Source organism: Bacillus sp. FJAT-45037 (genome assembly GCF_002797325.1).
Lineage (GTDB): Bacteria > Bacillota > Bacilli > Bacillales > Bacillaceae_D > Alkalihalophilus.
Window position 1 is genome coordinate 1374335 of record NZ_KZ454938.1, and the last position, 12856, is coordinate 1387190.

Annotated in this window: 13 protein-coding genes; 3 read left to right on the forward strand and 10 right to left on the reverse strand. The window is 40.2% G+C overall.

Annotated features, from left to right (window positions below):
- The first annotated feature begins 101 nt into the window (after positions 1–101).
- A complete protein-coding gene (locus tag CDZ88_RS06985) occupies positions 102–923 on the forward strand; it encodes a Cof-type HAD-IIB family hydrolase (protein WP_100372858.1) in 822 nt (273 codons plus the stop codon).
- 188 nt (positions 924–1111) lie between these two features.
- On the opposite strand, the gene CDZ88_RS06990 is transcribed toward CDZ88_RS06985, so the two are convergent.
- Entirely contained in the window at positions 1112–1870 is a 759-nt protein-coding gene (locus CDZ88_RS06990; protein ID WP_100372859.1) for an exodeoxyribonuclease III, read from the reverse strand.
- A gap of 186 nt (positions 1871–2056) precedes the next feature.
- Between CDZ88_RS06990 and CDZ88_RS06995 the strand changes: the two genes are divergently transcribed.
- Both CDZ88_RS06995 and CDZ88_RS07000 read left to right on the forward strand, forming a co-directional pair.
- Positions 2057–2491: a MarR family winged helix-turn-helix transcriptional regulator gene (locus CDZ88_RS06995; protein ID WP_100372860.1), complete on the forward strand. Its 435-nt coding sequence runs from the start codon at positions 2057–2059 to the stop codon at positions 2489–2491.
- A gap of 99 nt (positions 2492–2590) precedes the next feature.
- Positions 2591–3217, forward strand: coding sequence for an FMN-dependent NADH-azoreductase (locus CDZ88_RS07000; protein ID WP_100372861.1), 627 nt, complete (start codon positions 2591–2593; stop codon positions 3215–3217).
- Positions 3218–3562: 345 nt separating this feature from the next.
- Here CDZ88_RS07000 and CDZ88_RS07005 read toward each other — a convergent pair whose 3' ends face one another.
- From CDZ88_RS07005 to wrbA, 9 genes are all read right to left on the reverse strand, one after another.
- Positions 3563–4849, reverse strand: coding sequence for a peptidase (locus CDZ88_RS07005; RefSeq protein ID WP_100372862.1), 1287 nt, complete (start codon positions 4847–4849; stop codon positions 3563–3565).
- On the reverse strand, positions 4842–5528 hold the full coding sequence (locus CDZ88_RS07010) for a 3-oxoacid CoA-transferase subunit B (RefSeq protein ID WP_100372863.1): 687 nt from the start codon (positions 5526–5528) through the stop codon (positions 4842–4844). The genes CDZ88_RS07005 and CDZ88_RS07010 overlap by 8 nt, the downstream gene beginning before the upstream one ends.
- Positions 5513–6208 carry a CoA transferase subunit A gene (locus CDZ88_RS07015; RefSeq protein ID WP_100372864.1) on the reverse strand — a complete coding sequence of 232 codons (696 nt, stop codon included), beginning with the start codon at positions 6206–6208 and terminating at the stop codon, positions 5513–5515. Before CDZ88_RS07015 ends, CDZ88_RS07010 begins: the two co-directional genes overlap by 16 nt.
- On the reverse strand, positions 6208–7566 hold the full coding sequence (locus tag CDZ88_RS07020) for an aspartate aminotransferase family protein (protein WP_100372865.1): 1359 nt from the start codon (positions 7564–7566) through the stop codon (positions 6208–6210). Before CDZ88_RS07020 ends, CDZ88_RS07015 begins: the two co-directional genes overlap by 1 nt.
- Before the next feature lie 23 nt (positions 7567–7589).
- The gene (locus CDZ88_RS07025) at positions 7590–7865 is read right to left on the reverse strand and encodes a YokU family protein (protein ID WP_100372866.1); all 276 of its coding nucleotides are present in this window, start codon (positions 7863–7865) and stop codon (positions 7590–7592) included.
- Positions 7866–7868: 3 nt separating this feature from the next.
- Positions 7869–9287: a lysine 2,3-aminomutase gene (gene ablA / locus CDZ88_RS07030; protein WP_100372867.1), complete on the reverse strand. Its 1419-nt coding sequence runs from the start codon at positions 9285–9287 to the stop codon at positions 7869–7871.
- Positions 9288–9519: 232 nt separating this feature from the next.
- Positions 9520–10392 carry a putative beta-lysine N-acetyltransferase gene (gene ablB, locus CDZ88_RS07035; protein ID WP_100372868.1) on the reverse strand — a complete coding sequence of 291 codons (873 nt, stop codon included), beginning with the start codon at positions 10390–10392 and terminating at the stop codon, positions 9520–9522.
- Between the two features lie 20 nt (positions 10393–10412).
- A complete protein-coding gene (locus CDZ88_RS07040) occupies positions 10413–11822 on the reverse strand; it encodes a sigma-54 interaction domain-containing protein (protein ID WP_100372869.1) in 1410 nt (469 codons plus the stop codon).
- A gap of 236 nt (positions 11823–12058) precedes the next feature.
- Positions 12059–12721 (reverse strand): NAD(P)H:quinone oxidoreductase, encoded by a 663-nt coding sequence (wrbA, locus tag CDZ88_RS07045; RefSeq protein ID WP_100372870.1) that lies wholly within the window; start codon positions 12719–12721, stop codon positions 12059–12061.
- Positions 12722–12856: the final 135 nt, after the last annotated feature.

Genomic DNA, 12856 nt, shown 5'->3' on the forward strand with positions numbered 1-12856 from the left:
TATATGTACCCTACAAATCCTTTTATTTTATAAAGTTGTCACTCCAACTTTATTCCGTTATAGTAAAGTAGACTACTAGAGTTACTGGAGTGAATATGAAAATGACTTATAAAATGATTGTTCTTGATTTAGATGATACATTGCTTCGTGATGACCATACGATTTCAGAGCGTACAAAAGAGGCTTTGATGAAAGCGCAAGAGAAAGATGTGAAAGTCGTTCTTGCATCAGGACGCCCGACATATGGAATGGTAGACATTGCTAAACAATTGGAACTGGCTAAGTACGGTAGTTATATTTTAGCTTTCAACGGTGCTAAAGTGATTAACTGCAAAACAAATGAAGAGATGTATAGCAGTATGCTATCTCCACAACAACTACATGATCTTTATCGTTTAAGTAAGCGTGAGGAAGTTGGCATTCATACGTACATGGGCGATGAGATTGTCACAGAAACGAATAATAAATTTACAGAAATTGAGGGTGATATTACAGGAATGTCAGTAATTGAAGTTGAGAGCTTTATTGATTCTGTAGACGAACCATGTGTGAAAGCCTTAATGGTTGGCGAGCCGGATCAACTGATTCATGTTGAGAAAAAATTACAAGAAGAACTTGCTGGTCAATTAAGTGTGATGCGTTCAAAGCCGTATTTCCTCGAATTCACAGAAGCGGGTGTTACTAAAGGAGCCAGCCTAGACAGCTTAATCCAATCGCTTGGTATTAAACGTGAAGAAGTGATTGCGATGGGTGATAGTTACAACGATCAAACAATGATCGAATTTGCCGGACTTGGTGTTGCGATGGGAAATGCACCTGACGACATTAAAGCGATTGCTAATCATGTTACTGAAACAAACATGAACGATGGCGTCGCAAAAGTCGTGGAAGAATTTGTGCTTAAACAAGTCGTAACGAATTAATCCTTATTATTTATAATTGTAATAGCAGAGCATGACATTAAAAAGCTCGGATAAAAAAATCCGAGCTTTCTTTATTGCATATATATTTGATTTGGCTAGTCTATTTAGTACTTTTTAATTTTCTTTACTATGTTAAATACGGTATGTGAAATCATATACGTAACATACATATATAAGTCACCTTGGTATTAATTCATCTCCATTTTTAAACCGATTGGACAGTGGTCACTTCCCATCACATCCGCATAGATCATCGCATCTTTTATATTAGATTGATAATCCGTTGAAACAATAAAATAATCGATCCGCCAACCAATGTTCCTTGCTCGAACGTCTCTCATATAAGACCACCAAGTATATGCATCTGTTCTTTCGGGATACGTATAACGAAAGCTATCAACAAATCCAGCTTGTAATAATCCTGTCATTTTGCCTCTTTCTTCGATTGTAAATCCTGAATTCCCTCGGTTCGATCGAGCATTCTTTAAATCAATTTCTTCATGTGCGACATTCAGGTCACCACAATAGATAACTGATTTTTTCTCCTTTAAAGTCATCAAATACTCTTTCAGTTCATCTTCCCACTGTAACCTTTCTTCTAGGCGAGTTAAATCTCGTTTCGAGTTAATGGTATAGACGTTTACTAAATAAAACTTTTCAAATTCAAGCGTAATTATTCTTCCTTCTACTTCGCTTGTCTTCTCCCCTATACCGTAATGTACAGAAAGTGGTTTCTTTTTACTGAAAACAGCCGTACCAGAATATCCCTTCTTCTCAGCATAATTCCAATACTGCTCATACCCCGGCAAATCTAACTCAATCTGCCCCTCTTGTAATTTCGTTTCTTGCAAGCAGAAAATATCTGCATCGACTTCATTAAAAAAATCTAAAAATCCTTTTTTCACACACGCTCGTAGACCATTTACATTCCAAGAAATAAATTTCATGATTGATCACGTTCTCCTTTATGACAAACTATTAAAGATCGTACCATACATCTGATAGGAGGTGAATGAAAATCCCCTTTTACTCTATCCTACTTATATAGTAAGCTAGTCTTGACATTTTATTGGTTCTTTCATATACTCAACGTTGCGCAATGCATCTATAGCAACTGGTTGGGAGAGTTGACGTTGAGATTAACATTACAAGATTATATTAGTATTAAAATCCATAAAACGGATCTATATTTAACGAGTTATATTAAATCAAAACTTGAAGAACACAATCTTGCCCCAGAACAAAATCTCATTATGATGCTACTTTGGGAGAAAGATGGTATAACTCAAAACGATCTTGTTGAGAAGCTTGAAAAAGATAAGACGAACATCGCACGCATGGCTTCCAACTTAGAGAAAAAAGGATTTATAAAACGGCTGCATTGCTTAGATGATCGACGCTCATTAAGAATTTATCTCACTCCATCCGGTAAAGAATTGGGTGATATTGTCATTCCGATGTCAGAAAGTTTTAATGAAATTGTCTGTAAAGACCTGTCAGATCAAGAATTGTATGAGCTAGATCGACTTCTAACTAAAGTCAAAAACAATGTCCAGATGACGTTATAGATTTGGACTCGATTCATTTTAGTTGCTATAACAACATTATTAGTTTAAACTGTTGTTATAGCAACTTAATTAGTAATTCCATCAGGAGGGTTTTAAACAATGGCAAATGTATTATTTATTAAAGCAAATTCTCGTCCAATTGATCAATCAGTGAGTGTGAAGCTTTACCACACTTTCCTAGACCGTTATAAGGTAGCAAATCCAGAAGACACGATTACTGAACTGGATCTTTTTGAGGAAAATCTACCATACTATGATACAGACAAAATCAATGGTATGTTCAAACTCGCAAATGGAATTGAGCTATCTCCAAGCGAGCAAGAAGCTACTACTCTTGTAAACAAATACCTTGAGCAGTTCTTGGCTGCTGATAAAGTCGTTTTCGCATTTCCTTTATGGAATTTCACAGTACCAGCTGTCTTACACACGTACATGGACTATTTAGCTCAGGCTGGTAGAACTTTCCGTTACACAGCTGAAGGCCCTGTTGGATTACTGACAGGTAAGAAAGTTGTGTTGTTAAATGCAAGAGGCGGCGTCTATTCAGAAGGGCCAGCACAAAGCGTAGAAATGGCTGTTAACTTCGTAACGAATATGCTTAGCTTCTGGGGTGTAGAAGACATCTCATCTGTTATTATTGAAGGGCATAATCAATTCCCCGATCAAGCAGAAAAACTTATTGCAGATGGCTTAGAGTCCGCTCAAGTCTTAGCAACTAAATTCTAATCGCATGACTTAAGAGACAGTGGCTACTTGCCGCTGTCTCTTTTTTTACGTGTGACCTTAATTCATGTCTCTACTTCATATACGGAAATGATGGATAAGCTACAAAGGATGACGAGTTTTGATTAAATGTAGGTTTACTGATCCACGTCTCACCCATTACTTTCTCAGAGTCTAGGATGATATCTAATCGACTTCCATCATAATAGGACTTTTTCACTTCTCGGTCTATAACCAACACCCCATTTACAGTTTTATAATACTAAAGTATGACAAAAGAATGAAAAACCCTTCTTTTTTTATTAAAAGACAAAAAAAACCAACAATTCTATTATAAAAATTTCGGGACTAGTCCTTGTCGACTCCACACCACGCGATGACGGTCTCAGCAATCACTTTTGCACATATGAAGATCTGTTCAAGCTCAATGTATTCATTCGGAAAATGAGCTTTCGCTGTCACACCTGGTCCAAATACGACGCACGGAATGTTTCCTATGTTTGATAGTAATCCTCCGTCTGTTCCCCACGGTGATGCTTCTACAATGGGAGAGCTACCTGTTACGTTCTCGAATTGTTTCGTTAATAACTGCATCAATTCATGCTCGACCTCTAACGATCCAGGCAGCCACCTTGCCCCAAACCATTCAAGACTCACTGGATGTTCTATAAACCAATCATCTTTTTCTGGAAGTCTCTTCAGCCATTCTTTCATCTCTGCTTTTGCCTCTTCTAACGATTCTTCTGGTGCCACTCCAAATCGTCCTTCCATCGTGACAAGATCAGCAACGGACGATGGCCACTCTCCCCCGCTAATTTTCCCTATGTTAATCGGGACTGGTATCGGAATTGTTTTATAGAGGGGGTCGATTATTCGCTTATTCCTTCCCGTCTCTAGCTCTCTAATATGATCAACCACAAGCAAGCTTTTTTCAATCGCACTTACGCCCTCATAGCGTGTGCCCCCATGTGCGGCACGTCCTTTCACGTGAACTTTAAACCACATGGATCCTTGTTGCTTCGGGAAAAACTTCATATTCGTTGGTTCTGGTATGATCGCAGCATCTGCTGTATAGCCTCTCGTTAATGTTGCAAGAGTTCCCGTACCTCCACTTTCTTCTTCAATTACACTTTGAAACAAGACATCGCCTTTCAGAGAAATTCCCAAGTCTTGTATCGCTTGCATCGCCAAAAGTAACGCAACATTTCCCCCTTTCATGTCCGTTACACCACGACCGTACATTTTTCCGTTTTCAATTCGACCACTGTATGGATGATCTGTCCACTGCATGAGGTCCCCAGCTGGCACGACATCAATATGACCATTTAAAATAATTGACTTACCTCCGCCCTTCCCTTTTAACAAGCCGACAACATTCGGACTACCTGTAAAATCAGATTTTGAGGAGGCAAAGTACGGATGCTGACTGAGCTCGAATCCGTTTGGTTCCCACACATCAACATCGAGCTTCATCAGTTCTAACGTCTTAATGATGATCTGTTGGGCCGCAGCTTCATTGCCCTGAGTACTGTCTGCTTGAACGAGCTGTTGCAGCAATTGCACGGTCTCTTCTTTCTTGGCATGAATGACCTCGCGAATTCTTTTGCTTCGATGCGATTTCTGTCTACTAGACATGATCATCCTCCTCACTCGATCGATGGATCATTAAATCTCCGCTAAGCTTTAAGGAAGCACCCGTCTTTTTGATAACATCTTCTACGCAATATGGAGCCATGACCTCTTTTAATAAAAGTGCCTTAGCAGTTACTTCAATGACTGCCATGTCGGTAATAATAAGTGAGACGCATTTTTTAGCTGTTAGCGGAAACGAGCATGAATCAACAATTTTCGGTTCTCCTGTTTTACTCGTATGATTCATTAAGACAACGACTCTTTTTGCTTTTTGTGCTAGCTCCATCGCCCCTCCGATCCCTGGCACTCGCTTACCTGGGACAATCCAGTTTGCTAGGTCTCCTTGTGTACTTACTTCAAGCCCTCCTAAAAAAGTCATGTCCAAATAACCTGATCGAATCATTCCAAACGCAATAGCACTATCGAAATAAGATGCTCCAGGTGCAGCGGTGACTGGGTATCCTGCTGCATTGCATAATGTTGCATCTTCTTCTCCCGCAGGTGGAGATGGTCCCATGCCAAGAATTCCGTTTTCAGCATGAAAGAGTACATTCAGATCTGCTGAAAGATGATTTGGAATTAACGACGGTATTCCGATTCCAAGGTTGACAATCATTCCAGCTTCAATTTCTTCTGCTGCCCGTTTAGCCATACGATTACGGATGTCTACTCCCATACCCATTGCCAATCGACTCCTTCACTTTGAATCACGAGGTCAACAAAAATTCCAGGTGTCATCACTTGTGCTGGGTGAATCTCTCCTAGCTCTACAATTTCTTCTACTTCAACAATTGTGAAAGCTCCAGCCATTGCAACTAGTGGGTTTGTATTCCGAGCACTTGTTTCATAGATTAGGTTGCCAAACGTATCCGCTTTTTTCGCAAATATAATCGACACATCGGCTCTAAGGGCAGTCTCAAGTAAATAGTCTTTGTTATCTAATCTTACTTTCTGTTTCCCTTCTTCGATCACGCTCCCTAGACCAACATCGGTTAAGAAAGCAGGGATACCTACTCCTCCTGCTCGAATTCGCTCTGCTAATGTTCCTTGTGGGGAGAACTCGACTTCAAGTTCACCATCAACCATAAGCTGACCTGTGACGGGGTTAGAGCCAATATGTGAGGCGATCAGTTTTTTTGCCTGCTTATTTTTTATAATTTGACCGATTCCAATATGTGGGAAGGCTGAATCATTTCCTATTAGTGTTAGTTCTTTGACTCCTTTTTCTAGCATTCCTTTAATGATTGTTGGTGGATTGCCAACACCTCCAAACCCACCAAACATCACTGTTGAGCCATCATGAATGACTGACATCGCTTGCTTTAATGTCCCTACTTTATTCAAGGATCGCTTCTCATCCATCACATCCCCCTCCCTCTTTCTTGCACCATGTCAGATTCAATTTCTTTCAACGTTTTCGTAAAAAGGGCGATAATCTGGTCGATTTCTACTTTCGTTGTATTCAGTGGAGGAGCAATCATAACCGCATCCCCCTCTCCGCTCGCTTTCGCGGATTGAGCTGGGTAAATGAGGAGTCCATTCTGTTGCGCTTGCTTCACAATTCGATTCGTCAATGCAAGACTAGCTGAAAAAGGCTCTTTCGATGATCGATTTCTCACAAATTCAATCCCGACCATCATGCCAATCCCCCGAACATCACCAATCATAGTAAATTGGTTAAACAATTTTTTTATTTCTGCTTTTAAATAACGTCCGTTTTCTTCGGCCTTACGCACAAGATCGTGTTCTTCTACGTACTCAAGAACGGCTATGGCTGTTGCTGCTGATTGTGGATTCGCACTAAATGTGTGTCCACTCATGATGAAGTTAGAACCTTTTCTTATAGGGTCTAGAACGGTCTCGCTACAAAGTGTCGCAGCAAGTGGCGTGTAACCGGCACTGAGCCCTTTTCCGAGGGCTAAAATATCTGGTTTCACATTCCAGTGATCCATCCCCAGTGGCTTACCTGTTCGACCTATGCCTGTCATCACTTCATCTGCAATCAATAAAAGATCATGCCTTAAACAAATCTCTTTTATCTTTTCGTAGTACCCTCGAGGAGGGACAATAGCGGCACCCGCTGCACCAATGATTGGTTCTACGATAAACGCAGCGATCTGTTCAGAACCGATCCTTTCGATCGCTGCTTCTAACTCGTTTGCACACTTCAAATGGCAAGCGGGGTATGCTTCACCAAAAGGACAACGATAACAGGCAGGAGGTGGGACGACGGTGTTCTTTTGCAACATGGAGGCAAAACGTTCCCGACGTTTCTTATGACCAGATAAAGATAATGCCCCGAGTGTAATCCCGTGGTAACTGGTCCATCGTGAAAGAATCTTTGTTTTTTGGTAACGTCCTTGCTCTTGGTAATGTTGGATCGCAATTTTTATCGCTGTCTCGGTTGCCTCTGATCCACTGTTTACAAAAAAGCTATAGTAAGGCTCACTTGCTCCGACCCAATTATTTAATTTTTCTGCGAGCTTCTCTGCGGCTTCAGAAGTAAATTGTGAACGATAGACAAATGACACATGTTGCGCCTGTTGATTCATTGCTTCTATTACTTCTTTCACCCCATGACCAATGCTTGCTGTTACCGCTCCTGATGAGGCATCAAGATAGACGTTTCCCTCTGTATCGTACAAATAAATCCCTTTACCAGATGCAATCGTTGGGTAGAACTCATCTAGCAAAGGCTTTATTACATACGATCGCTTCATCGATACCACCCCCCCTCGCCCAATCAATCAAATTTAAAATAGTTGCGTTTTAAAAGCTTTGGTTCGGCCATCAACTCGTCGAACGTGATCAGGTTGGGGATTTTTTTCGTGTTAATAAGCATCAAATGATCCTCTATTTCTTCAATCAATGATTCTTCTTGATAGACCATCCTACATATCTGACATTCAATGGCAGGTGTATCTGTTATTTCGATCGCTCTTGACCCGTCAGGTAGTTCCCAGTAGACGGTAGCTTTTATTTTCGTTGCACTCTCCCCCTCACACCACATGCATTGCATGAATCATCCTCCCTTCTCGTCACTTTCTGATTTAGGAGTGTTCTTTTTCAGTTCTGCTTGATATTTCTTTTCTTTTAGCTGATCCCTCTTTTCGCGCTTATCTTTTAAGGTGCTATGTTCCGTACTTGCTTGATAGGACTCTCGCCTTTTATGGCGTTCGAGTGATTTTGGTAGTAAGGTCGTCTGATTGTCATTTAATAAAGAGGCGATGCCGATGGTTGTTTCTTTCAATGCGGTATCTGGGTAGATTCCCTGAAAATACTCGTCTGCCCGCCCTGGCTCATAGTTTTGAGGCTCTGGATACGTCGTAATGACACCTTCAAAATTTCTCAACACCACTTTATCTGGACTTTGGGAGAGTAGGTAGTTCGGTTGTAACGTAATCTTCCCACCACCATAAGGCGCATCGACGACAAAGGTTGGTACACTATAACCACTTGTGTGTCCGCGTAATCCTTCAATAATTTCTAATCCTTTGGAGATAGGGGCTCTAAAATGACCAATCCCTTCTGATAAATCGCATTGATAAATATAATATGGGCGTACTCTTATTTTCACAAGATCTTGGCATAGCTTTTTCATAATCGGTACGCTATCGTTTATTCCAGCTAAAATTACCGCTTGGTTGCCAACAGGAACCCCTGAATTCACGAGCATTTCACAAGCAAGCTTTGATTCTTCTGTAATCTCAATCGACGTATTAAAATGTGTGTTCAGCCAGACTGGATGATATCTCTTAAGGATGTTGCATAAGTTTTCAGTTATTCGTTGCGGAAATACGACTGGTGCTCTCGTACCGATTCGAATAATCTCAACATGGGGAATCGCACGCAAGTTCTTTAATATATATTCAAGAATGGTGTCATTAATTAATAAACCGTCACCACCCGAAATTAAGACATCCCGCACTTCAGGCGTATTGGCAATGTATTCAATCGCTCCATCCAATTGCTTTTTCGGAACACCCATGCCAATTTGGCCAGAAAAACGTCGTCTTGTACAGTAGCGACAATACATCGAGCATTGATTGGTGACGAGAAAGAGCACTCGATCTGGGTAACGATGCGTTAAGCCGGGTACTGGTGAATCTTCGTCTTCTTCTAATGGATCTTCCATATCATATTTGGTTTTCTGTATTTCTTTGCCGATCGGAACCGACTGCATCCGAATCGGACAGCGTGGGTCGTCTGGGTTCATCAGTGATGCATAATAAGGGGTTATATTTAGTGGAATCGTTTTCGTTGAAATGCGAACGCCCTCTTCTTCCTCAGGCGTGAGATGAATAATCTTTTTTAAGTCGTCAAGCGTGCGAATCGTGTTCGTTAGTTGCCAAATCCAGTCATTCCATTGCTCATCTGTAACATCTTTCCATAAGCTGAACTCTTTCCAATGACTGTCTGGCTTGTATAAGTCCATCCACATAGGATCGCCTCCTTTTCCTCGTTCACCTATAGTAAAAGCAAGAAACATGCCAAAGGAGTGAAAAAGGATGAAGTTGGACTTATTTGACTGGTGTACCAAGGGTTTGATTCGATTTGTAGGGAGTGATTAGTAGGAGATGTAAAACTAGGTGAAAAGAGGATTGCCGAACAATCGGCACAAAAAAGGGATTAGTACTTTTTTCTGTGCCGAAAAACTAGCAAGTGATCAATTGTCAGCAACTTGTTTTAACAAGTAGAGGGGCAGAAACGGATAAATCTTTACACCAGATATTCATATCCTCAAGGTCTTCAAAGATGTAACAGTTATTTGTTAATCGACCACCATACGAATAACCGAGTTGGAAGAATGCGTCATTGATCCCAAAGGATTTTGCACGGGCAAGAGAAAAAGCACAAAATATATGCCTTGAGATGAGCTCCTCTTCAAGCTTCATCAATAAATGTTTCATTAATCCGTGCGCCCTATGATCTTCTAACGTCGCACAATCGGTTAGTTCCGCATGATGATACGTTGAATGAATGTCAGCAGAAGCGGCACTAACAATTTCACCCTCGTATTCTGTAACACAGAAAATACTATTCCCATCAAGAATTTTTTTCACATAGTTTGGGTCATTCATTGGTGTTGGATAGACGTTAAATACATTCTTATACAACGCTGCTAGGGCTGGTGCATCTTCTGAAGACGCTTTTCTCATCTGATAATGAATGGGCACATCTTGCTTGATTGGTTTACGCGTTTTACGCTGAACATCAATTAAAATCTTTTGTTCTTTCTGCCACAACCTGCTCGTTCTCCGTTCATCTGAGTAGTACATTGTCAATACATAACCACACCCCCCATTAAAGAGACCAGCAATCCGCCCTTCCATCTGAAAGCCATAGCAGAGAAATTCTTCCCAAGCGTCTTGATGCGCTTGGACGATAATTTTTTCATAAGGTCCTTTCGTTGCTGTCTCCTCTAAGAAATGAACTAGATCCGGTACACTTCCTCTGAACGATTCAACGCGAAGTCTTTTATTGAATTCATCTGTCGTTAATTCCATTATGAATGTTGGCTGTTTAAATATGGTCGTAGATGCCATTACATTAGACCTCCTTTAGCTCAAATGTTTAATTTCCCAATTTTATATTGTAACGTTTGCCTAGGAATATCAAGTAGTTGCGCTGCTTGTAATACATTTCCTCCTGTCTCGCTCAATGCGTCTTTAATTAATTGCCGCTCTGTTTCGACCATGATTTTTTTGAATGATCGATGGTTTGATACCTTCTTGCTTGTTTGAACACTTTTCATTGATCGTTCGGTTGATTTCAAAAGATATGGACTTAGATGATCAACAGTTACTGTGTCATCTTCTGCCATCATTACTCCATACTCCACTACATGTTCTAACTCTCGTACATTTCCAGGCCAATGGTAGCTTTCTAATTGGTTCAATACGTCATCATCGATCTTGGTCACGAGCTTTTGAAATTGATGGTTGTATTTTTTTCTGAAATGCTCAAATAAATGAGGAATATCTTCTTTTCGGCTCCGTAACGGTGGGATCTCCACACAGCATACATTTAACCGATAAAATAAGTCACGACGTAGTTTCCCTTTTTCCACACAGTCTTCAGGTGATTCATTTAAGGCAACAACATACCGCACGTCGATGTGACGGCTTTCTTTTGCTCCTAAGCGACGAATCCATCCATCTTCAATCACACGAAGTAATTTACTTTGAAAGTCTAGCGGCATCGAATTTAATTCATCAAGAAACAACGTACCACCGTGAGCTAATTCAAGCAATCCTGGACGATCCACCGCGCCTGTAAAAGATCCCTTTTTTGTACCAAACAATAATGATTCTAATAATGTCGAAGGAAGTGAGGCACAGTTTTGCGTTTGCAGTGTGTTTTTAAAGCGTGGTGACTCCTGGTGAATTGCTTGCACAAACAACTCTTTACCTGTACCAGTTTCTCCGTATACCATTATCGGAGAAGACGTTCTTGCTGCTTTTTTCGCTCGTTTAATCGCCTCAAGCATCGACGAATCAACTGTCACAATGTCCTCCCAAGAATAAGTAGCGCACCTGGATTTAACGGAAGGACCAGCGTCACTTTTGACAGATGCTTGCAAGTCGATTAGCTTTTGAGACAATTGCTTGACTGTCGATAAATCCTTGGCTACTTCTACTGCACCTACTAACGTCTTCTCAACAAAGATTGGAACAGTTGTATTAACCGTATCAATAAATTGACCTCTGATATTAGTAAATGATTGATGCTGTTGATAGATCGGCCTTCCATTTTCGATGACTTTAAGCAATGTACTCGATTCTTTATTCAAACTTGGAAAAACATCTAGTACATGTTTCCCTAAAACATCATTAATTTCTACGCAGTCATTCTTAGCTGCCATCTTATTGTAATAAATTGTCATCCCTTTAGAGTCGACAACATGAATCGCTTCATCGATGCTATCAATGATCGATTCAAATAGCTCTTTCCGATTAGCTCTATGCCAAAACATCGCATCACCACATTTCAGTCATTAAAACGCTTAGTTATATACATTCAGTTTAAAATCGAAAATTCCTCTATCTCACATTTAATGAAAAAAATCAGGTATTCATGTGTACATCTTTAGTATCGTTTTGAAATATTTTTTGAAGAGGTTTGTTTAAAACTATTAATAGTACAGTATGTGAAATTAATTATATTTATAAAAAAAAGATGAGCCGACTAGGCCTCATCTTTTTTTGGTTATTACTCGCTTCCCTTTTTAACCATTGTTGCTACTTGGATTGTACGTTTTGCTTGATATTTTACTGCTTCTTCTACATCTTCTTGCATATTACCGTTTTGATCGACTGTTACGCTCGTTCCATATGGGTTACCACCTGATGCGAAAGTAACTGGATCTGAGTAACCAGGAGATGCGATTAATGTACCCCAATGGTGCATTGTGTTATAAAGCGCCAAGATTGTTGCTTCTTGCCCGCCATGTGCATTTTGAGCTGAACTCATTGCACTTGCTACTTTATTAACAAGCTTTCCATTGAACCAAAGTCCACCTGTTGTATCAAGGAATTGCTTTACTTGACCAGGGATGTTACCAAAACGAGTTGGTACACTGAAAATGAAGGCATCTGCCCACTCAAGATCGGCAAGTGTTACTTCAGGAACATCTGCTGTTTCTTCTAAGTGTGCTTTCCAAGCAGGATTTTGATCGATTGCTTCTTGTGGAGCTAATTCTGGAACTTTTAGCACCTTTACATTTGCTCCAGATGCTTTAGCACCTTCTTCAGCCCATTTTGCTAACTTGTAGTTCGTACCTGTTGAACTGTAATAGATAATTGCAACATTAACTGACATCGTATCATTCTCCTTTTTTGGTTCGTTTCCAAATAGTTTTGATAAAAAACTCATTTTGCCCACCTCAGCTTTTCGATTTGACGACCGAGATAAGTCCCTTTCAGTCTTACTGTTACCTTATCTCATTCTCTCTAAACATGTATCTTTAATTTAAGATACTGAGAGAAAAATTAATATCTCGAAATTAAA

What these genes read in the sequence shown, in the direction of transcription:
- CDZ88_RS06985 (WP_100372858.1), top strand. Translation starts at nt 102, where the DNA reads ATGACTTATAAAATGATTGTTCTTGATTTAGATGATACATTGCTTCGT.
- CDZ88_RS07010 (WP_100372863.1), bottom strand. Translation starts at nt 5,528, where the DNA reads ATGGGTATGGGAGTAGACATCCGTAATCGTATGGCTAAACGGGCAGCA.
- CDZ88_RS07025 (WP_100372866.1), bottom strand. Translation starts at nt 7,865, where the DNA reads ATGCAATGCATGTGGTGTGAGGGGGAGAGTGCAACGAAAATAAAAGCT.
- CDZ88_RS07015 (WP_100372864.1), bottom strand. Translation starts at nt 6,208, where the DNA reads ATGGATGAGAAGCGATCCTTGAATAAAGTAGGGACATTAAAGCAAGCG.
- CDZ88_RS07020 (WP_100372865.1), bottom strand. Translation starts at nt 7,566, where the DNA reads ATGAAGCGATCGTATGTAATAAAGCCTTTGCTAGATGAGTTCTACCCA.
- wrbA (WP_100372870.1), bottom strand. Translation starts at nt 12,721, where the DNA reads ATGAGTTTTTTATCAAAACTATTTGGAAACGAACCAAAAAAGGAGAAT.
- CDZ88_RS07000 (WP_100372861.1), top strand. Translation starts at nt 2,591, where the DNA reads ATGGCAAATGTATTATTTATTAAAGCAAATTCTCGTCCAATTGATCAA.
- CDZ88_RS06990 (WP_100372859.1), bottom strand. Translation starts at nt 1,870, where the DNA reads ATGAAATTTATTTCTTGGAATGTAAATGGTCTACGAGCGTGTGTGAAA.
- CDZ88_RS07005 (WP_100372862.1), bottom strand. Translation starts at nt 4,849, where the DNA reads ATGTCTAGTAGACAGAAATCGCATCGAAGCAAAAGAATTCGCGAGGTC.
- CDZ88_RS07040 (WP_100372869.1), bottom strand. Translation starts at nt 11,822, where the DNA reads ATGTTTTGGCATAGAGCTAATCGGAAAGAGCTATTTGAATCGATCATT.
- ablA (WP_100372867.1), bottom strand. Translation starts at nt 9,287, where the DNA reads ATGTGGATGGACTTATACAAGCCAGACAGTCATTGGAAAGAGTTCAGC.
- ablB (WP_100372868.1), bottom strand. Translation starts at nt 10,392, where the DNA reads ATGGCATCTACGACCATATTTAAACAGCCAACATTCATAATGGAATTA.